At 56.3% G+C, this 24578-nt stretch carries 23 protein-coding genes; 14 read left to right on the top strand and 9 right to left on the bottom strand.

Features of this window, described 5'->3' with window-relative positions; genetic code table 11:
• The first annotated feature begins 176 nt into the window (after positions 1 to 176).
• A complete protein-coding gene (locus ACOT1A_RS16835; protein WP_276170015.1) occupies positions 177 to 1772 on the top strand; it encodes a DUF4153 domain-containing protein in 1596 nt (531 codons plus the stop codon).
• A gap of 122 nt (positions 1773 to 1894) precedes the next feature.
• Here the strand turns inward: ACOT1A_RS16835 and hslO are convergent, their stop codons facing one another.
• The 4 genes from hslO to ACOT1A_RS16815 form a co-directional block, all read right to left on the bottom strand.
• Positions 1895 to 2779 carry an Hsp33 family molecular chaperone HslO gene (gene hslO, locus ACOT1A_RS16830; RefSeq protein ID WP_006812239.1) on the bottom strand — a complete coding sequence of 295 codons (885 nt, stop codon included), beginning with the start codon at positions 2777 to 2779 and terminating at the stop codon, positions 1895 to 1897.
• Positions 2780 to 2797: 18 nt separating this feature from the next.
• Complete coding sequence (gene hslR, locus ACOT1A_RS16825) at positions 2798 to 3199, bottom strand: ribosome-associated heat shock protein Hsp15 (protein WP_003861618.1); 402 nt, start codon at positions 3197 to 3199, stop codon at positions 2798 to 2800.
• The gene (gene yrfG, locus ACOT1A_RS16820; protein ID WP_003861619.1) at positions 3196 to 3879 is read right to left on the bottom strand and encodes a GMP/IMP nucleotidase; all 684 of its coding nucleotides are present in this window, start codon (positions 3877 to 3879) and stop codon (positions 3196 to 3198) included. The genes hslR and yrfG overlap by 4 nt, the downstream gene beginning before the upstream one ends.
• Positions 3880 to 3943: 64 nt before the next feature.
• Positions 3944 to 6082, bottom strand: a complete 2139-nt coding sequence (locus tag ACOT1A_RS16815) for an intracellular growth attenuator family protein (protein ID WP_276170016.1) — start codon at positions 6080 to 6082, stop codon at positions 3944 to 3946.
• Between the two features lie 327 nt (positions 6083 to 6409).
• Here ACOT1A_RS16815 and nudE point away from each other — a divergent pair, with 327 nt between their 5' ends.
• Complete coding sequence (gene nudE / locus ACOT1A_RS16810; RefSeq protein WP_003861622.1) at positions 6410 to 6970, top strand: ADP compounds hydrolase NudE; 561 nt, start codon at positions 6410 to 6412, stop codon at positions 6968 to 6970.
• 93 nt (positions 6971 to 7063) lie between these two features.
• Here nudE and mrcA read toward each other — a convergent pair whose 3' ends face one another.
• Positions 7064 to 9616 (bottom strand): peptidoglycan glycosyltransferase/peptidoglycan DD-transpeptidase MrcA, encoded by a 2553-nt coding sequence (gene mrcA / locus ACOT1A_RS16805; RefSeq protein ID WP_045308980.1) that lies wholly within the window; start codon positions 9614 to 9616, stop codon positions 7064 to 7066.
• Between the two features lie 120 nt (positions 9617 to 9736).
• Here mrcA and pilM point away from each other — a divergent pair, with 120 nt between their 5' ends.
• The 12 genes from pilM (at position 9737) to trpS (ending at position 19696) form a co-directional block, all read left to right on the top strand.
• Complete coding sequence (gene pilM / locus ACOT1A_RS16800) at positions 9737 to 10510, top strand: pilus assembly protein PilM (RefSeq protein ID WP_022649626.1); 774 nt, start codon at positions 9737 to 9739, stop codon at positions 10508 to 10510.
• Positions 10510 to 11004, top strand: a complete 495-nt coding sequence (locus ACOT1A_RS16795; protein WP_023307110.1) for a PilN domain-containing protein — start codon at positions 10510 to 10512, stop codon at positions 11002 to 11004. The genes pilM and ACOT1A_RS16795 overlap by 1 nt, the downstream gene beginning before the upstream one ends.
• A 3-nt stretch (positions 11005 to 11007) precedes the next feature.
• Positions 11008 to 11460 (top strand): hypothetical protein, encoded by a 453-nt coding sequence (locus tag ACOT1A_RS16790; protein ID WP_058645885.1) that lies wholly within the window; start codon positions 11008 to 11010, stop codon positions 11458 to 11460.
• Complete coding sequence (locus ACOT1A_RS16785; protein ID WP_058645883.1) at positions 11450 to 11854, top strand: HofP DNA utilization family protein; 405 nt, start codon at positions 11450 to 11452, stop codon at positions 11852 to 11854. Before ACOT1A_RS16790 ends, ACOT1A_RS16785 begins: the two co-directional genes overlap by 11 nt.
• The gene (gene hofQ / locus ACOT1A_RS16780; protein ID WP_045308978.1) at positions 11766 to 13004 is read left to right on the top strand and encodes a DNA uptake porin HofQ; all 1239 of its coding nucleotides are present in this window, start codon (positions 11766 to 11768) and stop codon (positions 13002 to 13004) included. The genes ACOT1A_RS16785 and hofQ overlap by 89 nt, the downstream gene beginning before the upstream one ends.
• Before the next feature lie 286 nt (positions 13005 to 13290).
• Positions 13291 to 13812, top strand: a complete 522-nt coding sequence (aroK, locus tag ACOT1A_RS16775) for a shikimate kinase AroK (RefSeq protein WP_003861630.1) — start codon at positions 13291 to 13293, stop codon at positions 13810 to 13812.
• Between the two features lie 57 nt (positions 13813 to 13869).
• Positions 13870 to 14958, top strand: coding sequence for a 3-dehydroquinate synthase (gene aroB, locus ACOT1A_RS16770; protein ID WP_022649622.1), 1089 nt, complete (start codon positions 13870 to 13872; stop codon positions 14956 to 14958).
• Positions 14959 to 15050: 92 nt separating this feature from the next.
• On the top strand, positions 15051 to 16349 hold the full coding sequence (damX, locus tag ACOT1A_RS16765; protein WP_058645882.1) for a cell division protein DamX: 1299 nt from the start codon (positions 15051 to 15053) through the stop codon (positions 16347 to 16349).
• Between the two features lie 67 nt (positions 16350 to 16416).
• Positions 16417 to 17229, top strand: a complete 813-nt coding sequence (gene dam / locus ACOT1A_RS16760) for an adenine-specific DNA-methyltransferase (protein ID WP_022649620.1) — start codon at positions 16417 to 16419, stop codon at positions 17227 to 17229.
• A gap of 38 nt (positions 17230 to 17267) precedes the next feature.
• Positions 17268 to 17945 (top strand): ribulose-phosphate 3-epimerase, encoded by a 678-nt coding sequence (rpe, locus tag ACOT1A_RS16755; RefSeq protein WP_003861634.1) that lies wholly within the window; start codon positions 17268 to 17270, stop codon positions 17943 to 17945.
• The gene (gph, locus tag ACOT1A_RS16750) at positions 17938 to 18699 is read left to right on the top strand and encodes a phosphoglycolate phosphatase (RefSeq protein WP_017384158.1); all 762 of its coding nucleotides are present in this window, start codon (positions 17938 to 17940) and stop codon (positions 18697 to 18699) included. Before rpe ends, gph begins: the two co-directional genes overlap by 8 nt.
• Positions 18692 to 19696, top strand: a complete 1005-nt coding sequence (gene trpS, locus ACOT1A_RS16745; protein ID WP_032626783.1) for a tryptophan--tRNA ligase — start codon at positions 18692 to 18694, stop codon at positions 19694 to 19696. Before gph ends, trpS begins: the two co-directional genes overlap by 8 nt.
• Before the next feature lie 134 nt (positions 19697 to 19830).
• On the opposite strand, the gene ACOT1A_RS16740 is transcribed toward trpS, so the two are convergent.
• The 4 genes from ACOT1A_RS16740 to nirB all read right to left on the bottom strand — a co-directional run bounded on the left by ACOT1A_RS16740 (position 19831) and on the right by nirB (position 24522).
• Positions 19831 to 20001 (bottom strand): YhfL family protein, encoded by a 171-nt coding sequence (locus ACOT1A_RS16740; RefSeq protein WP_003861638.1) that lies wholly within the window; start codon positions 19999 to 20001, stop codon positions 19831 to 19833.
• Between the two features lie 146 nt (positions 20002 to 20147).
• Positions 20148 to 21521, bottom strand: a complete 1374-nt coding sequence (gene cysG, locus ACOT1A_RS16735) for a siroheme synthase CysG (protein ID WP_022649618.1) — start codon at positions 21519 to 21521, stop codon at positions 20148 to 20150.
• A gap of 134 nt (positions 21522 to 21655) precedes the next feature.
• Positions 21656 to 21982, bottom strand: coding sequence for a nitrite reductase small subunit NirD (nirD, locus tag ACOT1A_RS16730; RefSeq protein ID WP_022649617.1), 327 nt, complete (start codon positions 21980 to 21982; stop codon positions 21656 to 21658).
• Entirely contained in the window at positions 21979 to 24522 is a 2544-nt protein-coding gene (nirB, locus tag ACOT1A_RS16725; protein ID WP_022649616.1) for a nitrite reductase large subunit NirB, read from the bottom strand. Before nirB ends, nirD begins: the two co-directional genes overlap by 4 nt.
• Positions 24523 to 24578: the final 56 nt, after the last annotated feature.

Here is a 24578-nt window from a genome sequence, read left to right as displayed (position 1 = left end):
GCAGATTATCGCAGGAATCGCTTTTTGGTTGGGGAAAATGTTCTTAAAAGGTTAATTTCTGGTGAATTTATCCAGAAGAATGTGAATGTAATCGCATACATGAAAGAAAATTACGTAAGAGTTACATTGGGAAAACGATTCAGGTCTCTTGGGTCAGCTATTTTCAGAGTTTGGTAATGACAACCACGTTGTCTCTTGCCATGACGTCATTCAGAAAGCCATTTTTGTGGCTGTCACTCGGGATGATCGGCGCGGCAGTCGCGGGTATGGGCGGCTGGCTTAAGTGGAGCGTTGCAGGACTCGAAAGCTGGAATCTCAGAGATGAGATGCTCGTTTTCGGCTTTCATCTGCTGCTGATGACGCTGTTCGTGTTGCCATGGCTTCAGCGGCGTCTGGATCCCGTCCCGACTACCTCGTTCTACAGCGACTTTTATCAACGAAACTGGCATAACGCGCTGACGCTGCTCATTATTTTTGTTTCTAATGGTCTCTTCTGGCTGGTGCTTTTCCTCTGGGCCGAGCTTTTCGAACTTATCGGCATCGGCTTTTTTGATCGGCTTTTCTTTCATTCTGACGGGTTTATTTCAGTGGCGATTGGCGTGGTTTCAGCCAGTGCGGCCGTGCTCACGCGCATGCAGGTAAGGTTAATCCTTGCCCTGCAAAATCTGCTGACCCTCATAGCCACCGGTCTGCTTCCCCTGATGGCGGCGCTGGCGCTGCTCTTTATTGGCGCGTTGCCTTTTGTCGGCTTTGAATCCATTTCAGCCAGAATATCCGCCGCGGGCTTGCTGACCACCTTAGCGCTGCTGCTGTTATTCCTGGTGACGATAGTGTGGCATCCACAGCGTCAAACGCTGCCTTACTATGCCCCGCTGCGAGGGATGATTCGCCTTGCTGTGGCTATCGTACCCGCGTATCCGGTTCTGGCGGGGTGGGCGCTGTGGCTACGCATTTCGCAATACGGCTGGTCACCCGAGCGTCTGTACGGGGTATTGATAACCATCGTGGCGCTGGTCTGGGCGGTCGGTTTTTGCGCCAGCGTTCTGATTCAGCGCCGTGAGCCGCAGAAGATCCATGCGTACGTCATCCCGACGACCGGGCTGCTTTCCCTCATCTTCCTGGCGTTGATCCATACCCCCGTGCTGGATCCGTGGCGAATAAGCGTTGCAAGCCATATGGCCCGCTATCAGGACGGCAGAATAACGGCGGATCAAGTCAGCCTGTATATGCTCAGTAACGCTGGACGAAAGGGGCGGGAGGCGATGCTCACACTGCAAAACGATCCGCAGTTTATCTCTAACCCAAAACGCCAGCGTGAAATAAATGGTCTTCTCTCCAGGAACGCTGGCGGAGCAGGTAAGATGACCGCCGCGATGCTGGAAAAACAGGTCCAGCTCGCACCGGGAATGGCTCGTCCTGATAAGGCATTGTGGCAAGCCATGCTCAGCAATCAGTATCGCTTTGAGAGCTGCGATAGCGCCCAGAGTAACTGTTTACTCATGCCGCTGGATCTTAACGGCGACGGCAAGCCTGAAGCCGTGCTATTTCAATTTACCGATCGCACGATCGTGGCTTACACACAAACCAACACGGGCTGGAGGATCGCCGGGGACGCGTGGAAAATGCCGGAGGCATTGACCAGAGAAGAACTTGACCGCGCATTAAGGCAGAGGAAAGTGAAATCTGTCGTGAAGCCTTGGGCGGATATTGAGATTTTTGGGGAGCGTGTCGATATGAGCTACGACAGTTACAATAATGCGCGGCGGCGTTAGTGCTCTTGCTTGCCGGGTGGCGCTACGCTTACCCGGCCTACAATTAGCAATCATATCAAAAAATTGCACAATTCATTGTAGGCCCGTGCAAGCGTAGCGCCGCCGGGCAAAACTCACAAACCTTAATGGACCTGCGGATCCGCCGGAGAGGCGTTATTGCGGATCTCCGCGATATCCATCGAATTGAACACGTAGTGCGTACCGCAGTAGTCACAGTGCATATCGATTTCACCGTCTTCCGCCATGATGCTGTCGATCTCTTCATCCGGCAGCGTTTTCAGGGCGCCAGCACAACGCTCGCGGGAGCAGGTGCACTTAAATTCCACCGCCTGCGGATCGTAAACCGTCACTTCTTCTTCGTGGTAGAGACGCCACAGCACGTCGGTCGCCGACAGGGTGAACAGCTCTTCCGCTTTGATGGTTTCCGTCAGCGTTGCCAGATGTTCGAAATCATTGGTCTGCGCATCCTGCGCAGGCAGAACCTGAAGCAGCATACCGCCGGCAGCAGGCTGACCATCCACTTCACCGGTGCGGATGAACAGACGGGTTGGCAGCTGTTCGGAACGCATGAAGTAATCTTCCAGGCAGGCGGCAAGCGTATCGCCTTCCAGACCGACAACGCCCTGATAGCGCTCACCTTCTTCAGGCGAGATCGTGATAACCAGGTAGCCATTTCCGACCAGCGTTTTCAGATCCGCATTTTCAGGGATATCGCCCTGAACGCGCGCCACGCCGCGCATCTGCTGCTGGTTATTGCCGTTGATCACCGCCAGCGACATTGGGCCATCGCCCTGCAACTGGACGGTAATATCGCCAGCGAACTTCAGCGTGGCGGTCAGCAGGCTGGTGGCAACCAGCAGTTCGCCCAACAGGGTTTTTACCGGCAGTGGGTAGTTGTGGTTTTCCAGAATCTGTTTCCAGGTTTCGGATACGGTGACCAGCTCGCCGCGCACGGCGAATTGTTCAAACAGATAGCGGTGTAATTGGTCGTGTTGGGCCATTTTCATCTCTCATGCAGGTGAGGGTTACTCGCTCTCACCGTGTTTAAATTTCATCAGATCGCGGCGCTCTTTTTTATCCGGTCGCCGGTCCGGGTGAGGCATCGTCAGCGCGTTCATTTTGCGCGCCAGCGCGGTTTTCTCGCGCTTCTCTATGCTTTCGGCCGTCTCTTCATACAGCAAAACGGCTTCGGTTGCGGGCCGCCGCTGTTCGGTAATGGCTTTCACCACCACCGTTTTCTCATCGTTGCCCTGGCGAAGCGTTAACGTGGCATTCAGTTCAACCAGCTTGCTCGGTTTGCTGCGCTGACCGTTGTAATGCACCTTTCCGCCGTCAACCATTTCACGGGCAAGGGCGCGCGTTTTGTAAAAACGGGCGGCCCACAGCCATTTATCCAGTCTTACCCCATCAGAGGGTTTTTCTTTCATGGCGTCTCCTTCACGGTGAGTGAGGGGATCATCCGGCGATAGTCGTTCAGCCCCGGATGTCGCAGATAGCTTTTTTCAGCCAGGCCGGAATCAGGATTGGTCACGCCCAGACAATAGCGAATGCCAAATGCGGCCGCAGAATCCAGAATCGGCTCGCTGTCGTCAATGAACAGCGTGCGTTCCGGCTGTAAACCGGTCTCTTCCACCACGGCATGCCACAACCGCTGATCCTCTTTCGGATAACCAAATGTGTGGGTGGAAAGCAATAAATCAAGGTGTGAAGCAAGACCGGTATGTTCCAGCTTCACGGCCAGGTTATGGGGATGCGCATTTGTCAGCAAAATACGGCGCTTACCGCAGGCTTTCAGCGCGTCCAGGAACGGGACCGTATCTTCGCGCAGTACGGCGCGTGCGCCCTGGGCGGTGGTCATGGCGCAAATATCCAGACCGAGTCGCTCGCTCCAGTAGTCAAGACAGTACCAGTTTAGCGTATGCTGCACCGCGCTATATTGCGAACGAATGAATTCCTGCGCTTCCGCCGGGGAGATCCCCTGCTGTTCACCGTACGTTTCCGGAACCAGCTTTTGCCAGAAATAGTTATCAAAGGCGAGATCAAGCAGCGTGCCGTCCATATCAAGCAGGACGGTATCGACCGCCTGCCAGTCGATATTAAGATGCATAAGGGGGAACTCCAGCCAGAAGAAACGTGCGCGACAGGGTAGCACAACTTGTCGCGCAGGGACGTTATCCGATTAGGCTCTCAGAAGAGGAGACCAGTTTCGGGTTTAGGCAATTTTCGTAGTAGGCCTGGATTTCTGCCAGTCGCGTGCGGGAGCGCTGATAGCGGCGTACGGCCTGATAACCGTTCCAGATAATACACGCCAGCATCGCAATCAGCAGCAGGGATGTCCCTACATAGCGCCACAGGCCAGCGCTATCCGGCATACGGTGCAGGCCAATATGACGCGTGCCGTTGGCATCGGTAAAGAGGGTAGTGACGATCCCTTCCGCGCTGAATGGCGTCTGCATCAGCATCTGCGCCAGACGCTGGAATTCGCTCCACTGCTCCTGGGCAGGATAGTCATACAGCGAAACCTGCGGATAGGGTTGATCCACCAGGTCGCTGCCTTCATCGCTGGCAATCACAAAACCGCCAGGCGCCGGGCTGTTAAGCGCCTGGGCGGCACGGGTGGTTTCACGCATCACGAAGGGGGCGGTAGAGGTCGCCACCAGGTTATCCAGCGACTCGGCGCTGACCGGACGCAGAAGCACATTCACACCATCGAGGCGTCCCGCTTCGGCGCGTTTCACCAGCGCGTCCCAGTCTTTGCTGTTGCCGAGGTTGACCAGCGCGTTCTTCAGCCGGATACAGTCATCCTGAGCTGAGCAGAGATCTTCTGTTTTCAGGACGATTTCGCCAAAGTCATCCAGCAGCACCATGCCGGACTTCTGAATGGCCGAACGCAGGGCAGGGCTGACGCGAGAATCATCATCCGGTTTTGGATGGAGCTGGCGATTAATCGTCTGGGTGAGCGCGGTGGCCTTATTGACCACATCCGATTCCGGAAGCGGCAGCGGAGAGGCGTCATTCCAGATGATCTGAGAGCAGTCGAACGGCGCGAACGGCGAGTTCTGGCGCGTGTTCCAGGCGCCCGGTGAGTGGATATTACACATCCCGGTGCCTTTCAGCCGCAACGTATCCCCCACGCGTACACCCGCTTCTTCGAGCTGCTGTACGCTGGTGGCTTCCACGGTTTGCGCCCCTTTGATCCATGACAGGGTAAATTTAATCGGCATATCCAGCGGCACGAAAAGCAGCAGCATGAGGAAGATTAACGCGGCGCCACCGGCAATCACCGCGCTGCGAAGCCAGTGCTGAAGCGGGAAGTTTTTTACTTCGTCGTGCAGGGATAAGTAACGTCCCTGGCGTACAACGTGGCGGTCGAGATAGATATCAATATCCGTTTTGTGGCCCAGGTCCTGCGCAATCCACGGCTGCCAGTGGCGCGGATAGATAAGATCGATGATCCCGAGCGAGATATTGTTGATATGTTCCTGATCGTTTTCGCCGAACAGTCCCCAGCGTTTTGGGGTTCCGCGCAGGCAGTGAATTTCGCGTAATGACGTTTTTGCCGGCGGGGCAAATATGCCCCACAGCCCGGCGGCCAGAAGCAGTACTGCGCCGCCCGCGAGCCACGGAACAAACACGTCCGGCGTCAGCAGGCAGATGAAAAAGAGCAGGAACGAGACGACAATCAGCACCGCTTCGCGAATGCCATCCGGGCGGCTCAGGACGTACTCTTCATGCGTTTCCTGGCGGATGTTGAGCAGTTCAATCTGCTCTGTCTCTTCACCACGAATAGAGGCCTGCGTTCCGCTCGCGCGTTCCAGCGCAAAGCGTGGCGCTTCCTGAACATATTCGCTCAGAGTATGACCATTAAGGGAGATAACCAGCGGCAGCGTATCGGTATGGATGAGCTCGACGCTGTTTTCGTCGTTGATATACTGCTCCCAGAAGGGAGGCAGGTGCACTTCAACAGAGTCGAGATAGTAACGCCATTTGTTGGGATCGTCGGTTGTGATGCCGTAGCGGGTAATAGAGCGCGTTACGCACAGAACGGTGTCGCTTTGGGCGTTCAGGTTGAGCGATACGGGGGCGGTGCTGGCGCCGGTAGGGCCAGGCGAAAGCCGGGATCGGTTCAGCGTGTCGAGATACTGCTCAACGGTGCTGCGTTCCTCTGGCGAAAGCTTGCGCGTGTTTGCCCCGGCAAACGCGTTCAAAAAGGGCAGCCGATAACGGCGATGTACGCGGCGCCTGAATACCCACACCGCAATCGACGCGCAGGCCAGCACAGCAGCGAGAAAAATCAAAATGGTGCTCATGCTTTCCCCATCTTACTTATCTTCTTACAGGTGTTGTCAGTCGCACCTTTTGTACAATGAATGAGATTCTGTGGTCGGCTATCGGCAAGTATGGAGTCTAACTTGAGCATGTTGACGCGCATCCCAGTGACCGGTAATGATAACAAAGCCTGTTCCGGCGCGATATCAGCAAATTCCTGGAAACTTTTCAACCTCTTGACATTTGTTTTGAAATGAGAATTGCCTACAGTTACGTTGCATAAATGTAAATAAAGAGCAATTGACATTGCCGAAACCGTGCGGCGTATCGCACAATAAAGCCAGTTCACCCAGCAAAGACCCGTCAAGATGACCAAACCCTTACAAAAGCCCACCATTCTGAATGTTGAAACCGTCGCAAAATCGCGTCTGTTTAATGTTGAAAGCGTGGATCTGGAGTTCAGCAACGGTGTGCGTCGTGTTTATGAGCGTATGCGCCCCTCCTCGCGTGAAGCGGTGATGATAGTGCCTATCGTCGACGAGCACCTGATCCTCATTCGTGAATACGCCGTGGGCACAGAATCCTACGAGCTGGGCTTCTCCAAAGGACTGATCGATCCGGGCGAAACGGTGTTTGAAGCGGCAAACCGGGAGCTGAAAGAAGAGGTCGGCTTTGGCGCGAAAGAGCTGACGTTCCTGAAAAAGCTGAGCATGGCGCCGTCCTATTTCTCCAGCAAAATGAACATTGTTGTCGCGGAAGATCTCTATCCTGAATCGCTGGAAGGAGATGAGCCGGAACCGCTGCCGCAGGTTCGCTGGCCGCTGGCCCATCTGATGGATTTGCTGGAAGATCCTGACTTTAACGAGGCACGCAACGTGAGCGCACTGTTCCTGGTGCGGGAGTGGCTGAAGGGGCAGGGGCGTTTGTAGCGCCACCCGTAAAAACGGCAACCGATGGTTGCCGTTTTGCATTACGCTGTAGGCCGGGACAGGCGTCGCCACCGCCCGGCTTTTTTGTTGGCGTCAGAAGAGCTCGTGCGTTTCGCCGTTATCAATGATTTCGGTACCCACCTCATGCACCGCCTGCGTGGTTGGCTGCGTACCCTCGATGAAATACTCGGCACGGCTGTTGCCGCCATTCGCGAGCTGTCCGGTGCTGCGGTCAATATTGATCGTGACAATGCCCGGTGGAGGCGTTAGCGGCTGCTCCGGCACGCCCTCGAGAGCGGCCTTCATGTAAGCATCCCAGGCCGGTTGCGCACTCTTAGCCCCGCCCTCGTAACCGGAAATTTGATCTTTAATTGCGCCAGAAGCGGTTGTGCGTCCCAGAGTGCGGCGGTGATCGTCAAAACCAATCCAGACCGAGGTGACAACGCCCGGGCCATAACCTGAGAACCAGGCATCTTTTGAGCTGTTGGTTGTGCCTGTTTTGCCGCCGATGTCGCGGCGCTGCAAATCGCGGCCCGCTCGCCAGCCGGTGCCTTGCCAGCCCGGTTCGCCAAAGATGTTGGTGTTCAGCGCGCTCTTAATCAGGAACGACAGCGGCGTGCTGATCACGTGTGGAGCATACTCCTGCGCGCCACTCTGGGCGACCAGCGCCTGATTGGCCTGTTCCAGCTGAGGCTGCGGCACCGCCAGATTCTGACGTTCCTGAGAGATGGCAACATCTTCCATATCCTTGTTTTCAAGGACATTGGATTTTGGCGTGTCGCCGTAAATCACCGGAATATCGCATTCAGGGCAGGCAATTTTCGGCTTCGCTTCAAACAGTACGCCGCCCTGATCGTTCTCGATTTTGCTGATGAAATACGGATCGACCAGGAAGCCGCCGTTTGCCATTACCGAGTAGCCACGTGCGACCTGGAGCGGCGTGAAGGACGCGGAGCCGAGCGCCAAAGATTCGGTATGAACGATGTTTTGCGCCGGGAAGCCGAAGCGTTGCAGATACTCTGCCGCATAATCAACGCCCATCGCACGCATCGCGCGAACCATGACCACGTTCTTCGACTGGCCAAGGCCCTGACGCAGACGGATAGGGCCAGCGTATTGCGCCGGAGAGTTCTTCGGCTGCCAGTCAGAGCCCGCACCGGCATCCCATCGGGAGATTGGCACGTCGTTGAGAATGCTGGCGAGCGTTAGCCCCTTGTCCATCGCCGCGGTATACAGGAACGGTTTGATGTTCGAACCGACCTGACGCAGCGCCTGGGTTGCGCGGTTAAATTTGCTCTGGTTGAAATCGAACCCGCCAACCAGCGCCATCACGGCACCGTTCTGCGGATTGATGGAGACCAGGGCAGAGTTGACGTCCGGCACCTGTGCCAGCCACCAGGCATCGCCTACCTGACGCACCCAGATTTGTTGTCCGGTTTGTACCACATCCGTCACTTTACGTGGAGTAGGCCCCTGAAGGGTGTCAGAACGGTACGGACGCGCCCAGCGGATACCCTCCATACGCAGCGAAACGGATGTACCATCGGCCATCATCGCCACCGCTTCCTGCGGATCGGCCTGGGTGACCACCGCCGGACGCAGCGGGCCATAGGTCGGCAGCGCTTTCAGGGAATCAGTGATTTTTTTGCTGTCCCATGCGCCTTCGCCCACTCTCCACAGCACGTTGGACGGGCCGCGATAGCCGTGACGCATATCGTAATCCATCACGTTATTACGCACCGCCTGCTGGGCAGCCTGCTGCACCTTGCGGGTCACGGTGGTATAAACGCGATAGCCGTCTTCATATGCTTTGTCGCCGTAGCGGCGCACCATCTCCTGGCGAACCATTTCCGTCAGATACGGCGATGAGAAAGCAATTTCCGGTGCATGGTAATTGGCATCAATCACATCGCTGCGTGCCCGATCGTACTCATCCTGGCTGATGTAGCCTTCGCTCAACATACGCGATAGCACAACGTTACGGCGCGCGGTGGCGCGGTCCAGCGAGTAGAGCGGGTTAAACGTTGATGGCGCTTTTGGCAGGCCGGCAATGGTCGCCATTTCGCTCAGCGTGAGCTGATCGATCGACTTACCGAAATAGACCTGAGCCGCAGCCCCTACGCCATAGGCGCGGTAGCCCAGATAGATCTTGTTGAGGTAAAGCTCAAGGATCTCGTCTTTGCTCAGCAGTTGCTCAATGCGGATCGCGAGGAATACTTCTTTGATCTTACGTATCAGCGTCTTTTCCGGGCTGAGGAAGAAGTTACGCGCCAGCTGCTGGGTAATGGTACTTGCCCCCTGAGAGGCATGACCGGAGAACAGCGCCACGCTTGCCGCACGGAAAATACCGACCGGATCGACACCGTGGTGCTCGTAAAAACGGCTGTCCTCGGTGGCGATAAAAGCCTTCACCATCACGGGTGGAATTTGATTTAAGGTCAGTGGGATACGACGTTTCTCGCCGTATTGCGCCATCAGTTCACCATCGGCGCTATAGACCTGCATAGGGATCTGAAGCCGCACATCACGAAGTGTGGCGACATCAGGGAGTTGCGGCTCGACATATTTGTACAAACCAATAATCGAGCCTGCTCCCAGCAGAATGCAACAGACTGCAAGGATCAATAAATACTTTACGAACTTCACCGGAGATTTCCCATTTGGTTTAGCCTGGGCAGTTTCTAAACAATCGCGCGGTAGTATAAAGGCAAGCCTGATTCATTGATATAGCCGTCACTCCGACGGGCGATAAGGAGATCGTGAAGTATGGCTTTTAAAACGTGGCAAACAGGCGTTCATATTCAACAGGATAAGGTGATTGCCGTGGCGCTGACCAGAGAGCGGGCCGGCTGGCGTTTACGGCGCTGGTGGGCGGTGCCGCTGTCGGACGGGGTTATCGGTGAAGGCAAAATACTTAAGCCAGAACAACTGGTTAACGCATTACGTGGCTGGCGGAAAACATTGCCGCACTCGCATCGGGTATTTCTCTCATTTCCGGCAACGCGCGTTCTGCAACGCGCGTTGCCCCGTCCATCCGTTACCTTGCGTGACAGCGAACAGCTCACCTGGGTAGGCGCCGCATTAGCGCGTGAGCTGGAGATGCCTCCCGATACGCTCTGCTTTGACTACGCGCAGGATACGTTCAGCAACACTTTTCAGGTTACCGCCGCGCAAAACAGAGAGGTCGATACCCTGTTGTCGCTGGCGAAAGCGCTGCGTTTGCGCCTGGCCGCAATCGTCCCGGATGCCGGCGCACTGGCTAATCTTCTCTCTGCTGTTGCCCCCGTCCGGTGCGTAGCCTGGAGGGATAAACACCAGTGGCTGTGGGCGATGCGTCACCAGTGGGGGCGGCGCTACACCACAGAAGCGGCGACGGTGAATGAGCTGGCGGCGTTGCTTGCACTTTCTCCTTCTGATATCGCCGTGTTTGATGCTGCACGGGATCCCTGGGAAGCGGTGACGCTGTGTCAGCCGCCGTTGCCAGAATGTGGTGCTGATTACACCGTCGCCCTGGCGCTGGCCATGAGCGAGGCGCCGTAATGAGCATGCCCAATCTTTTACCCTGGCGTCGGCAGCAACGTAATCAGCGCCTGCGTTTTTGGGGGCTGCTGTTTACCGCCTCATTGTTGGTGATGCTGGCGGGAGGCGTCAGCCTTCGGGCGACGCAGACTCTCGCGTCACAGGCGTTGCAGAGCGATCTGGCGGGAACGCGTGCGGTGCAGAAGGTATTGAAAGCCCGTCAGCCGCAGTCTGCGGGGCTGGAACCCCTTTCGCAGCCGCCTGAGACGGTGGCATGGCAACCCGCGCTTGAATCCCTTGCCAGTGCAATGCCCCGGCAGGCGTGGCTGACGGCGCTGCGTTATCAGCCACCCTCGCTGATCCTGACGGGCTATACCACCTCACTCCCGACGCTCTCCGCCATGACCGATGCGCTGAAAAGGGTGACGGGGTTTAACCCCGGACCGGCAGGCGAATTGCAACAGGATAGCCAGGGGCGATGGATGTTCTCTTTTCAACTGCATAGCCGGAGGTAGCCAGTGGGCATCTGGTATCAACGCTGGACAGATGCACGTCCTTCCCGGCGCGTCCTTTGCTGGTTGATCGCGTCGGGGATCGTTGCGTTTGCGATTTGGGGAGCGCTGCTCAGACCCGCTGCTCTGTGCTACGCCGATATTCAGGCGCAGGCCAGCAGTGCGAAGCGAATCAACGCCTCGCTGTGGCCAAAGGTCGGGCGGCGACCTGTGGTTACGCAAGTGAAGCCGGTGCAGCCCTTTTCTCCGCTGGCATTTCAGCGTGAGGACGCAAGGCTGGTGTACTGGAAACCGCAGCAGAGTGGGGGAGAGCTGGCGCTGGATGCCTTGTGGGGCGCAGTTCCGGCGCTCTTTTCCCGGCTGGCGCTTGAGAACGTGCGGGTGAGCGCGTTTTCCATCACCCCACAGGGAAAACAGCTACGCCTTAGCCTGCAACTGGAGATCGGTCATGCGCAGTAAAACCCGTTTGCTGATCCTGCTTTCTCCGCTTTTCCTGACCGGGATGCGGGATCCCTTCTCCGTGCCGGAAGAGCGTTGCGCAGCAGGGCAACTCAGCCAGTGGCGGTATCAGGGAGTCGTCAGCGGCAGCAGGGATATCGGCCTTATGCAGGACGGGCAGAACCGCTGGCACCGGGTAAAAACGCAGATGCGGTTACCGCCAGGCTGGCGGGTGAGTGCGATAGATACACAACAACTGACCGTTGATGTCGGCGAGATGTGCGAGCCGAAACGATGGACATGGCAGCGAGAAGGAACGAAAAAAAGTGAAGATATGGATAGGGCTGTTACTCGCGGCACTCAGCCAGCCCCTGTGGGCCGCGACGCCAAAACCGGTCACCCTGCTGGTGGATGATGTCCCGGTGGTGCAGGTATTACAGGCGATGGTAGCGCAGGAGGATCGCAATCTGGTGGTGTCGCCGGATGTCAGCGGTTCGCTTTCGCTGAATCTAACGCGGGTGCCCTGGAGGCAGGCGCTTCAGACGGTAGTGAACAGTGCCGGGCTGGTATTGCGGGAAGAGGGCGGCATTTTTTATGTGCATACGGCGGCCTGGCAGCGGGAGCAACAGACGCGTAAAGAGCAGGAGCGGGCCCAGCGTCTGCTCGACGCTCCGCTGCTCTCTCACAGCATTCCGTTTGCTTATGCGGATGCGGCCGAATTGCAAAAAGCGGCGGAAAAGCTCTTAAGCCCGAAAGGCAGTCTCTCCGTCGACAAGCGCACCAACCGTCTCCTGGTCAGGGATAACAAGTCGGTGGTGGATATGCTCCAGCGCTGGGCAGCGCAGATGGATCTGCCCGTCGAGCAGGTAGAACTGGCGGCGCAGATTGTGACCATTAGTGAAAAAAGCCTGCGTGAACTGGGGGTGAAATGGAACCTCGCTGACGCAACGGAGGCCGGTAAGGTGGGTCAGGTCACGACGTTGGGCGCTGACCTGTCGGTGGCCAGTGCAACCACACACGTTGGGTTTAATATCGGGCGCATCAACGGCAGGATGCTGGATCTTGAGTTGTCGGCGCTTGAGCAAAAGCAGCAGGTGGATATCATCGCCAGCCCGCGGCTACTGGCGTCGCACATGCAGCCGGCCAGCATCAAGCAGGGCAGCGAAATCCCGTATCAGGTTTCCAGCGGCGAAAGCGGAGCGACCTCCGTTGAGTTTAAAGAGGCGGTATTAGGCATGGAGGTCACGCCGGTGGTGCTCCCGGGCGGCCGCGTTCGTCTGAAGCTGCATATCAGTGAAAATATGCCTGGCCAGGTGCTGCAACAGGCGGACGGCGAAACGCTGGCGATTGATAAGCAGGAGATCGAAACGCAGGTAGAGGTAAAAAGTGGGGAAACGCTCGCGCTGGGCGGGATCTTTTCGCAAAAGAATAAAACCGGACGCGACAGCGTGCCCGTGCTGGGCAACATTCCGTGGCTGGGTCAGTTGTTCCGCCATGACGGAAAAGATAACGAACGGCGCGAGTTAGTGGTGTTTATCACGCCACGTCTGGTCAGTATTCATTAATGGGTAACGATCCCCGCAATGATTTTGCATTCAGTTTGTTGCAGATGTTTGACGTGGGGCATGAATTAGCATACAAGGAGTACCGATTTGAGTTGGACTTACGTCTTATTTCCTTATGCGCCGGGAACGGTGATTTAATCAGTTGCCAAACAAGCCGGAGTATTGAGATAATTTTTCGTCTGACTCTCGCTCTATTGCAAATGAGGTTTCAGTTCATGTCCTGCTACGCCGGGTGTCTGCGCAGCGGGGATTACCATTAACGAATAGTCTTAGTAGTACCGAAAAAATGGCAGAGAAACGCAATATCTTTCTGGTTGGGCCTATGGGTGCCGGCAAAAGCACTATTGGGCGTCAGTTAGCTCAACAACTCAATATGGAATTTTACGATTCTGATCAAGAGATTGAGAAACGAACCGGAGCGGATGTGGGCTGGGTCTTCGACGTAGAAGGCGAAGAAGGTTTCCGTGACCGAGAAGAAAAAGTGATCAACGAACTCACGGAAAAACAGGGCATTGTGCTGGCAACAGGCGGCGGCTCTGTAAAATCTCGCGAAACCCGCAACCGTCTCTCCGCCCGTGGCGTAGTGGTCTATCTTGAGACGACCATCGAAAAACAGCTGGCACGCACGCAGCGTGATAAAAAGCGCCCGTTGTTGCAGGTTGAAACACCGCCACGTGAAGTTCTGGAAGCTTTGGCCGATGAACGCAATCCTCTGTACGAAGAGATTGCTGATGTGACCATTCGTACTGACGATCAAAGCGCTAAAGTGGTTGCAAACCAGATTATTCATATGCTGGAAAGCAACTGATTCTGGCTTTATATACACTCGCCTGCGGGTAAAAGCATTTAAGGTGGATGTCGCGTCATGGAGAGGATTACAGTTACTCTCGGGGAACGTAGTTACCCTATCACCATCGCGGCTGGTTTGTTTAACGATCCAGCTTCCTTCTTACCACTGAAAGCGGGTGATCAGGCGATGCTGGTCACCAACGAGACGCTGGCTCCGCTTTATCTCGACCGTGTACGCCACCTGCTTGAGCAGGCGGGCGTGAAGGTCGACAGTGTGATTCTGCCCGATGGCGAGCAGTACAAAAGCCTGACGGTACTGGATACCGTCTTTACCGCACTTCTGCAAAAACCGCACGGTCGTGATACAACACTGCTTGCCCTGGGCGGCGGCGTTGTGGGCGATCTGACCGGTTTTGCAGCCGCCAGCTACCAGCGCGGTGTGCGCTTTATTCAAATTCCAACCACGTTGCTCTCACAGGTCGATTCTTCTGTGGGCGGTAAAACGGCGGTTAACCATCCGCTCGGCAAAAACATGATTGGCGCGTTCTACCAGCCTGCATCGGTGGTGGTGGATCTCGACTGTCTGCAAACCTTGCCAGCGCGCGAACTGGCGTCCGGCCTTGCAGAAGTGATCAAATACGGCATTATTCTTGACGGTGAGTTCTTCACCTGGCTGGAAGAGAATATGGATGCGCTGCTGCGCCTCGATGGGCAGGCAATGGCCTACTGTATTCGCCGGTGCTGTGAGCTGAAAGCAGAAGTCGTTGCCGCAGATGAGCGTGAAACCGGCTTACGTGCTTTACTGAATCTGGGGCATACGTTTGGTCATGCGATCGAAGCCGAAATGGGCTACGGTAACTGGCTTCACGGTGAAGCTGTCGCTGCCGGAATGGTCATGGCGGCCCGTGCCTCTGAACGTCTGGGGCAGTTCAGACCGGAAGAGACAGCACGTATCATCACGTTGCTTAAACGTGCTGGCTTGCCGGTGAGTGGTCCGCAGGAAATGTCTGCGCAGGCGTACCTTCCCCACATGATGCGCGATAAAAAAGTATTGGCAGGTGAGATGCGTCTGGTACTCCCGCTTGCAATAGGGAAAAGTGAAGTGCGCGGCGGAGTGCCGCACGAAGTCGTACTTGGCGCTATTGCTGATTGTCAGCAGGCGTAACAACTAGAAAGGTCAGGCTGCTGTAACAGGTGGTCGTTTTAGCTTCAGGTAAATGCAGAGTCGTTGGCAGAAGCCTTTGAGTGGGGTGTTAAATGGATGAATTCAAACCAGAAGACGAGCTGAAACCCGATCCCAGCGATCGTCGTACTGGTCGTTCTCGTCAATCTTCAGAACGTGATAACGAGCCGCAGATCAACTTTGACGATGTCGATCTGGATGCAGACGATCGTCGCCCTTCGCGTAGCCGTAACGCGCGAAATGAGCGTGAAGACGAGGAGTATGAATCCGAAGAAGAGTTAATGGATGAACAGCCTGTTGAACGTCGTCCGCGCAAACGTAAAAAAGCGGTAGCGGCAAAACCGGCCTCCCGTCAGTACATCATGATGGGCCTTGGCGTTTTGGTTCTGGTATTGCTGATTGTCGGCATTGGTTCCGCGCTAAAAGCACCTTCTACCCATTCTACCGAGCAGACAGCGTCTGCCGAGAAGAGCATCAACCTGTCTGGTAACGATGCGAGCAACCAGGCGAATGGCGCTCAGCCAGCGCCGGGCACCACTTCCGCAGAGCAGACCGCAGGTAACACCAGCGCCGGTCAGGATATCTCTCTGCCGCCCGTCTCTGCGACCCCAACTCAGGGCCAGGCGCCTGTTACGCCGGAGGGCCAGCAGCGTGTTGAAGTTCAGGGCGATCTGAATAACGCGCTGACGCAGCCGCAGAATCAGGAGCAGGTTAACGCTGCCGTGGTGAACTCCACGCTGCCTACTGAACCTGCCACCGTTGCGCCAGTTCATGGCAGCAATGCCCAGCAGCAAACGGCGGCAACGGAAACCAAACCGCGCCATACCCAGACTGCGCCGCGTCAGGAGCGTAAGCAGGCTGTGATTGAGCCGAAGCGTGAGACGAAACCGCAGACCGTGGCAAAAGCGCCAGAAACGAAAGCGCCAGCGCAGACAAAACCTGCGGTGAGCCAACCGGTTAAAGCGCCAACGCCTGCGGCAACCGCTGCACCTAAAGCAACGGCGACCACAACCGCGCCTGCTGTAACTGCGGCACCGGCTGCTACGCCAACCGCTAGCGCATCCAGCACCGCGGCAGGTAAAACGACGGGTAACGTGGGTTCTCTGAAATCCGCATCATCCAGCAACTACACGTTGCAGCTGAGCAGTTCGTCTAACTACGACAACCTCAACGCCTGGGCGAAGAAATCGAATCTGAAAAACTATGTGGTTTATCAGACGACCCGTAACGGACAGCCTTGGTACGTTCTGGTAAGCGGAGTTTATGCCTCAAAAGATGAAGCAAAACGAGCCGTCTCCACGCTGCCTGCCGATGTGCAGGCGAAAAACCCGTGGGCGAAGCCAATTCATCAGGTGCAGGCCGATCTGAAGTAATGTTTAAAGCGCAGGATGCTGTCGGAGCTTTCTCCACAGCCGGAGAAGGTGTAATCAGTTAGTCAGCATGAAAAAAAATCGCGCTTTTCTTAAATGGGCAGGGGGGAAATACCCCCTGCTCGACGATATTAAAAAGCACCTGCCGAAAGGCGAGTGTCTTATCGAGCCCTTCGTGGGTGCTGGATCGGTATTCCTGAATACCGATTTTTCTCGTTATATCCTGGCGGATATCAACAGCGACCTTATCAGCCTCTATAACATCGTGAAACTGCGTACCGATGAGTATGTGGAAGAGGCGCGGAAGCTGTTTACGCCAGAGAACAACAACCCGGACATTTACTATCAGTTCCGCGCTGAGTTTAATCAGAGCCAGGACCCGTTCCGTCGCGCGCTGTTGTTTCTTTATCTCAACCGCCATGGCTACAACGGTCTGTGCCGGTATAATCTGCGTGGCGAGTTTAACGTGCCGTTTGGCCGCTATAAGCGTCCCTATTTCCCGCAGGACGAGCTGTATCACTTTGCTGAAAAAGCGCAGAACGCCGAGTTCTACTGTCTCTCCTATGAAGAGTGCATGGAGCTGGCGGGCGTAAACTCGGTGGTCTACTGCGACCCGCCTTACGCGCCGCTGTCTGCCACGGCAAATTTCACCGCCTACCACACCAACAGCTTCAGCCCGGCCGAGCAGGCGCGTCTGGCTGAGATGGCGGAAAAGCTGGTCAGCAAAAGAATTCCGGTGTTAATTTCGAATCACGACACGCCTGATACGCGCGAATGGTACAAAGCCGCGAAGCATTTTCAGGTAAAAGTGCGGCGTAGCATTAGCAGCAACGGCGGCACACGTAAAAAGGTGGACGAACTTCTGGCGCTTTATCGACCCTGAGCCTTGCCCGCCGGTAAACACATTTCAAGGAGATGCGGATGAAACAGTTTTTGATTGCCCCCTCAATTCTGTCGGCCGATTTTGCCCGCCTGGGTGAAGACACTGCCAAAGCTCTCGCGGCTGGCGCAGATGTCGTCCATTTCGACGTTATGGATAACCACTACGTTCCCAACCTGACCATCGGTCCGATGGTGCTTAAAGCGCTGCGTAACTACGGGATCACCGCGCCCATTGACGTGCATCTGATGGTGAAACCGGTTGATCGCATCGTGCCTGATTTCGCCGCGGCGGGTGCCAGCATCATCACTTTCCACCCGGAAGCCTCCGAACACGTTGACCGCACGCTACAGCTGATCAAAGAGAACGGCTGTAAGGCGGGGCTGGTCTTTAACCCGGCGACCCCGCTGAGCTATCTCGACTACGTGATGGACAAGCTGGACGTGATCCTGCTGATGTCCGTCAACCCGGGCTTTGGCGGCCAGTCGTTTATTCCTCAGACGCTCGACAAGTTGCGTGAAGTGCGCCGCCGCATTGATGAGTCTGGCTATGATATTCGTCTGGAAGTGGACGGCGGCGTGAAGGTCAATAACATCGGTGAGATTGCGGCGGCAGGGGCGGATATGTTCGTCGCAGGCTCCGCCATCTTCGATCAACCGGATTACAAAAAAGTCATTGATGAAATGCGCCGTGAACTGGCGAAGGTAAGTCATGGATAAATTGCAGGCTATTCGGGGTGTAGCATTTGACCTCGACGGCACGCTGGTCGACAGCGCGCCAGGATTAACCCGCGCCGTCGATCAGGCGCTGTATGCCCTTGAACTCCCCGTTGCGGGCGAAGAGCGCGTCGTGACGTGGATTGGTAACGGTGCAGACGTGCTGATGGAGCGCGCGCTGACTTGGGCTCGTCAGGAACGTGCCTCTCAGCGTTCTGCGCAAGGGAAACCGAGTGTTGACCACGCGGATATTCCCCAGGATGAGCAGCAGCGTATTCTGCGCAAACTGTTCGACCGTTTCTACGAAGAGACCGTCGAAGAGGGCAGCTTCCTGTTCCCGGATGTCGCTGAAACGCTGAGCGCGCTACATGCGAAAGGCATCCCGCTGGGGCTGGTGACCAACAAGCCAACACCGTTCGTTGCGCCTCTGCTGGAAGCGCTGGATATCGCGAAATACTTCTCCGTAATTGTGGGCGGCGATGACGTGCAGAATAAAAAGCCGCATCCGGAACCGCTATTGCTGGTGGCAGGAAAATTATCCTTAGCGCCTGCGGAGCTGCTCTTTGTCGGGGATTCCCGCAATGATATTCTGGCTGCCAGAGCGGCAGGTTGCCCGTCTGTTGGGTTGACCTACGGCTACAACTACGGTGAAGCCATTACGCTGAGTGAGCCGGACGTTGTGTTCGACCACTTCAAAGATTTGTTGCCCGCACTCGGGCTCTCGCACAGTGAACATCAGGAATTGAATAATGACTAAGCCCATCGTTTTTAGTGGCGCACAGCCTTCAGGTGAACTGACCATTGGTAACTACATGGGTGCGTTACGTCAGTGGGTGAGCATGCAGGATGACTACCACTGCATTTACTGCATCGTGGATTTGCATGCTATCACCGCGCGTCAGGATCCCGAGAAGCTGCGCAAGGCGACGCTCGATACGCTGTCGCTGTACCTGGCGTGCGGTATCGATCCCGAGAAGAGCACCATTTTCGTTCAGTCTCACGTGCCAGAGCACGCGCAGCTAGGCTGGGCGCTGAACTGCTACACCTATTTCGGCGAGCTGAGCCGCATGACCCAGTTCAAGGATAAATCTGCGCGCTACTCTGAAAACATCAACGCCGGTCTGTTTGATTATCCGGTGCTGATGGCGGCAGATATTCTGCTGTACCAGACCAACCAGGTACCAGTGGGCGAAGATCAGAAGCAGCACCTGGAGCTGAGCCGCGATATCGCCCAGCGCTTCAATGCGCTTTACGGCGACGTGTTCAAAGTGCCTGAGCCGTTTATTCCGAAATCCGGCGCGCGCGTGATGTCGCTGCTGGAGCCGACCAAAAAGATGTCCAAGTCTGACGATAACCGCAACAACGTTATCGGCCTGCTGGAAGATCCGAAATCGGTGGTGAAAAAGCTCAAGCGTGCGGTGACCGACTCCGACGAGCCGCCAGTGGTGCGCTACGACGTGCAGAACAAAGCGGGCGTATCCAACCTGCTGGACATTCTCTCCGGTGTGACCGGACAGAGCATCCCTGAGCTGGAAAAACACTTTGAAGGCAAAATGTACGGCCACCTGAAAGGCGAAGTGGCAGACGCCGTTTCCGGCATGCTGACCGAGTTGCAGGAGCGCTATCACCGTTACCGTAACGACGAAGCTTTCCTGCAAAAAGTGATGAAAGAGGGCGCGGAAAAAGCCAGCGCGCGCGCCTCCGAAACCCTGAAAGCGGTGTACGACGCGATTGGGTTTGTGGCGAAACCTTAAGCCGCTTTGCCGGGTGGCGCTTACGCTTACCCGGCCTACGGGACCGTGTAGGTCGGGTAAGGCGGAGCCGCCACCCGACAAAACTGACGAAAAAAAACCGGGAAATCCCCGGTTTTTTTACGCCTGAAAAACGCTTACTGCTGTGCCGCCGGGCCGCAACCGCCAATGATCTTCGAAATGGAGATCGCCGGGTGAAGCAGGTAATCGTAGCTGCAATTATTTTTAGTATTTTGAACGTGACCGGTGCAGGCCGTCAGAGTTGTTAACAGGCCGACCAGAACGGCAGCTTTTGCCAGTTTGAACATACGCATTCCTTGTCAATAAAATCAAAAAATTGGATGTAACACGAGGGAATAAATGGAAAAGTTCCATTACGCGGGCGGTATGTTATCGACTGAGGTAAGAAGGGAGTAGTCCGCTTCAAGACTACTCCCGGGAGAGAGATTGTGCGTTAGTGGCTGGAGAACCAGTTCAGTTTTTCACGCAGTGCTACCACGCGGCCCACCACGATCAGCGCCGGGCTTTCAACCTGCTGCGCCAGCTCGCCCAGCTGCGTCAGTACGCCATCGACCACGCGCTGCGTAATGGCGGTACCGTTTTCTACCAGTGCGACCGGCATATCTGCTTCCATGCCGTGCTCCAGCAGTTTCGCCTGAATCGTGGCTGCCTGATTTAGCCCCATATAAAAGACCAACGTCTGCTTTTCAGCGGCCAGATTATGCCAGTCCAGTTCGCTGCCGGTTTTCAGGTGGCCTGTCACCAGGCGCACGCTCTGGGCATAGTCGCGATGGGTTAACGGAATGCCGGAATAGGCAGAACAGCCGGATGCCGCCGTAATGCCCGGCACCACGGAGAACGGAATGCCCGCGTTGCAGAGAGTTTCCAGCTCCTCGCCGCCGCGACCAAAGATAAACGGATCGCCCCCTTTCAGACGCACCACACGCTTACCTTTTTGCGCTTCCCGCAGCAGGATCTGGTTGATCTCCTCCTGCGGTACGCAGTGATAACCTGCCCGTTTGCCGACGAATACGCGGTCAGCATCGCGGCGCACCAGATTCATGATGTCATCAGAGACCAGACGGTCATATACCACGATGTCCGCCTGCTGGATCTGCTGGAGACCCTTCAGCGTCAGCAAGCCCGCATCGCCGGGACCTGCGCCCACCAGTACCACTTCACCGCGATGATCCAGCGGTTCAGAGAGGAGTTGCTCGGTCGTCTCTTCAACCGCTTTGGCGTCCTGATTGGCCAGCGACTGCGCCAGCCTGTCGTTGACAAAGAACTTCTCCCAGAAGCGACGGCGTTCGCCCACGGTTGCGAAGGTTTGCTTCACGCGGGAACGCAGCTGCCCGGCATAATGCGCAATCTGACCAAGGTGTTGAGGCAGCACGGCTTCCAGTTTTTCCCGCAGCAGACGGGCAAGAACGGGCGAGCGGCCACCGGACGACACCGCAATCATCAGCGGCGAGCGGTCGATAATGGATGGCATGATAAAGCTCGCCTCTTTCGGCGCATCCACCACGTTACAGAAGATGCGGCGCGCTTCGCAGGCGTCGCTGACGCGCTGGTTAACGTCATCGTTATCCGTTGCGGCGATGGTCAGCCAGCAGGTATCCAGCAGGGATTCATCAAATTCGCCCTGCACTTGCGTGAGCATCCCTTCCTGCGCCCAGACGTCAAACTGTGGGGCGAAGGTGAGGGCGTTAACGGTCAGTCTGGCGCCCGCCTCTAACAGCAGGCGCGCCTTGCGTTCAGCCACATCGCCGCCGCCCACGAGCAGGCAGTCGCGGTTGCGTAATTGACAAAAAATCGGCAGGTGATCCACGACGTTACCTCACAGCATTCATGGCGGGGGAAGAATTGACGTCAGGATAACAGCAGGAATCGTACAGAACATACGGTTTTTCCTGCCGTTACCCATAAGGGGTCATAAGCCTTTCCTATTGAAAAGGCGAGGGGTTACGCTTTCAGCTGCACCTCGCCGTCCTTCACGCGGACGTCGTAGTGTTTGACCGAGAAGCTTTCATCTTCCATGCAGCGCCCGTCGGTTAAGCGGAAGCGCTGCTTTTTCAGCGGGCTGGCAACCCACAGTTCGCCCTGGTGCTCCGCAATCAGACCGCGGGAGAGCACGCTGGCCTCGAAAAACGGGTCGATATTGCTGATGGCAAAAACCTGTTCATCGTGGCGAGGGCGGAAAATCGCTACCTGCTCGTTGCCCAGCAGGGCACAGACGCCGGTTGCTGGCAGAATGTCGTTAATGTTGCAGATGTTTACCCACTGGCTCATGCGTTTTCCTCCACCAGCATCACCGGAATACGTTCATACGGGGTCGCTGGACGATGCTGTTCGCGCTCCGGCACCACCTGCACGTTCGGGTCGCGCTGGGTGCTGTTGATAAAGTGTTTGAAGCGCGTCTGCGCCGCTGGCGTGTTCACGGTTTCGGTCCACTCGCAGATAACCGCCTCGCGCAGGCGAGTCATCTCGGATTCCAGCTGTTCATTCAGGCCCAGCTTGTCGTCGATAATGACTGACTTCAGGTAGTCGATGCCGCCTTCGAGATTATCCAGCCAGGACGCGGTACGGGTCAGCTTATCGGCGGTACGAATGTAGAACATCATGAAGCGGTCGAGGTATTTGATCAGCGTATCGCGATCGAGATCGGCAGCCAGCAGATCGGCGTGGCGAGGTTTCATCCCGCCGTTACCGCACACGTACAGGTTCCAGCCTTTCTCGGTGGCGATAATACCCACGTCTTTACCCTGTGCTTCCGCACATTCACGGGTACACCCTGAGACGCCGAACTTCATTTTGTGCGGCGTACGGATGCCTTTGTAGCGGTTTTCCAGCTCGACGCCGAAGCCCACGCTGTCGCCCACGCCGTAGCGGCACCAGGTGCTGCCCACGCAGGTTTTCGCCATGCGCAGCGCCTTGGCGTACGCGTGACCGGTTTCGAAGCCCGCCTCAATCAGCTGACGCCAGATTTCCGGCAGGTCATCTTTCTGCGCACCGAACAGGCCGATACGCTGGGAACCGGTGATTTTAGTGTACAGGTTAAACTCACGGGCGATACGGCCCACGGCGACCAGCCCTTCAGGGGTAATTTCCCCCCCGGCAGAACGCGGGATCACCGAGTAAGTCCCGTCTTTCTGAATATTGGCCAGGAAGTTATCGTTGGTGTCCTGAAGCGGAGTGTGTTCTGGTTTGAGCACATATTCGTTCCAGCAGGACGCCAGCAGGGAACCGACGGTAGGCTTACATACTTCACAGCCGTAGCCCTGGCCGTGTTTCTCCAGCAGTTCGTCGAAGGATTTAATGCCCTCCACGCGGATCAGGTGATACAGCTCCTGGCGAGAGTAAGCGAAGTGCTCGCACAGGTTGTTGTTCACTTCAATGCCCTGTTTTGCCAGCTCGGCGTTCAGCACCTGGGTGACCAGCGGGATACAGCCGCCGCAGCCGGTCCCGGCTTTGGTTTCCGCCTTCAGCGCCGCAACGGTGTGGCAGCCTTTGTTAATGGCGGAGATCAGCATGCCTTTGGTGACGTCGAAGCAGGAGCAGATTTGCGCGCTGTCCGGCAGTTTATCCACGCCAATGGACGGCTTACCGCTGGAGGCGTGCGCCGGGAGGATCAGCGCGTCCGGGTTTTCCGGCAGCTCAATGGCGTTCAGCACCAGCTGGAGCAGGTTGCCGAAGTCGCTGGTGTCGCCCACCAGCACCGCCCCGAGCAGGGTTTTGTTATCCTGGCTGACGATAAGACGTTTGTAGACTTCTTTGCTTTCGTCCAGATAAACATAGCTGCGGGAGTTCGGGGTGCGACCATGCGCATCGCCAATACCGCCCACGTCCACGCCCAGCAGCTTCAGCTTGGCGCTCATGTCTGCGCCGGTGAAGGCATTTTCGCTTCCGAGGATATGGTCAACGGCGACCTGCGCCATTTTGTACCCAGGTGCAACCAGACCGTATACGCGGTTATTCCAGCTGGCGCATTCGCCGATGGCGTAGATGTCCGGATCGGAGGTCTGGCAGGTGTCGTTGATCATGATCCCGCCGCGCTGCGCAACGGCCAGACCGCACTGGGTGGCCAGCTTGTCGCGCGGGCGAATGCCGGTGGAGAAGACGATGAAATCCACTTCCAGCTCGCTGCCGTCGGCAAAGCGCATGGTTTTACGCGCTTCAGTGCCTTCCTGCACGATCTCTTTAGTGTTCTTGCTGGTGTGAACCTTCACGCCCATGCTTTCGATTTTACGGCGTAACTGGTCGCCACCCATATGGTCCAGCTGTTCCGCCATCAGCATCGGGGCAAATTCGATGACGTGGGTTTCAACGCCGAGGTTTTTCAGTGCGCCTGCCGCTTCCAGACCCAGCAGACCACCGCCGACAACCGCGCCACGTTTGCTTCGACGTGCGCAGGATTCAATGGCGTTGAGGTCTTCAATGGTACGGTAAACGAAGCAATCCTGGGTTTCCGAACCTTTAATCGGCGGGATCCACGGATACGAGCCTGTCGCCATGATCAGCTTATCGTAAAAAACCGTGCGTCCGGCGCTGGAGTGGATCACTTTCTCCTGACGGTTGATGGTGATAGCGCGTTCGCCCACCAGCACTTTTACGCCATGCTTCTCGTAGAAACCTTCGCGCACCAGAGAGAGTTCTTCGGCGGTATGGTGAGAGAAGTAGGAAGACAAGTGCACACGGTCGTACGCCTTGCGGGGTTCTTCACAGAACACGGTAATATCGAACTGGTTAGCATCGGCTTTATCGAGAAGATCCTCAATAAAGCGGTGGCCGACCATGCCGTTACCGATGATAGCGAGTCTGACTTTGCTCATTTTTGCCTCGATTTCTTTTCTATTACTGCCTACCTTAACGATTCAGCAGGGGCACT

It is taken from the genome of Enterobacter cloacae complex sp. SYL003, from assembly GCF_049236925.1.
GTDB classification, from domain to species: Bacteria; Pseudomonadota; Gammaproteobacteria; order Enterobacterales; family Enterobacteriaceae; genus Enterobacter; species Enterobacter intestinihominis.
This window is presented reverse-complemented; position numbering and strand designations above follow the sequence as displayed.

Bases quoted from the DNA above. Each gene is read 5' to 3' on its own strand.
- ACOT1A_RS16835 (WP_276170015.1), top strand. From the start codon at position 177: ATGACAACCACGTTGTCTCTTGCCATGACGTCATTCAGAAAGCCATTT.
- hslO (WP_006812239.1), bottom strand. From the start codon at position 2,779: ATGAAAATGGCCCAACACGACCAATTACACCGCTATCTGTTTGAACAA.
- hslR (WP_003861618.1), bottom strand. From the start codon at position 3,199: ATGAAAGAAAAACCCTCTGATGGGGTAAGACTGGATAAATGGCTGTGG.
- yrfG (WP_003861619.1), bottom strand. From the start codon at position 3,879: ATGCATCTTAATATCGACTGGCAGGCGGTCGATACCGTCCTGCTTGAT.
- ACOT1A_RS16815 (WP_276170016.1), bottom strand. From the start codon at position 6,082: ATGAGCACCATTTTGATTTTTCTCGCTGCTGTGCTGGCCTGCGCGTCG.
- nudE (WP_003861622.1), top strand. From the start codon at position 6,410: ATGACCAAACCCTTACAAAAGCCCACCATTCTGAATGTTGAAACCGTC.
- pilM (WP_022649626.1), top strand. From the start codon at position 9,737: ATGGCTTTTAAAACGTGGCAAACAGGCGTTCATATTCAACAGGATAAG.
- ACOT1A_RS16795 (WP_023307110.1), top strand. From the start codon at position 10,510: ATGAGCATGCCCAATCTTTTACCCTGGCGTCGGCAGCAACGTAATCAG.
- ACOT1A_RS16785 (WP_058645883.1), top strand. From the start codon at position 11,450: ATGCGCAGTAAAACCCGTTTGCTGATCCTGCTTTCTCCGCTTTTCCTG.
- aroK (WP_003861630.1), top strand. From the start codon at position 13,291: ATGGCAGAGAAACGCAATATCTTTCTGGTTGGGCCTATGGGTGCCGGC.
- aroB (WP_022649622.1), top strand. From the start codon at position 13,870: ATGGAGAGGATTACAGTTACTCTCGGGGAACGTAGTTACCCTATCACC.
- damX (WP_058645882.1), top strand. From the start codon at position 15,051: ATGGATGAATTCAAACCAGAAGACGAGCTGAAACCCGATCCCAGCGAT.
- dam (WP_022649620.1), top strand. From the start codon at position 16,417: ATGAAAAAAAATCGCGCTTTTCTTAAATGGGCAGGGGGGAAATACCCC.
- rpe (WP_003861634.1), top strand. From the start codon at position 17,268: ATGAAACAGTTTTTGATTGCCCCCTCAATTCTGTCGGCCGATTTTGCC.
- gph (WP_017384158.1), top strand. From the start codon at position 17,938: ATGGATAAATTGCAGGCTATTCGGGGTGTAGCATTTGACCTCGACGGC.
- trpS (WP_032626783.1), top strand. From the start codon at position 18,692: ATGACTAAGCCCATCGTTTTTAGTGGCGCACAGCCTTCAGGTGAACTG.
- ACOT1A_RS16740 (WP_003861638.1), bottom strand. From the start codon at position 20,001: ATGTTCAAACTGGCAAAAGCTGCCGTTCTGGTCGGCCTGTTAACAACT.
- nirD (WP_022649617.1), bottom strand. From the start codon at position 21,982: ATGAGCCAGTGGGTAAACATCTGCAACATTAACGACATTCTGCCAGCA.
- nirB (WP_022649616.1), bottom strand. From the start codon at position 24,522: ATGAGCAAAGTCAGACTCGCTATCATCGGTAACGGCATGGTCGGCCAC.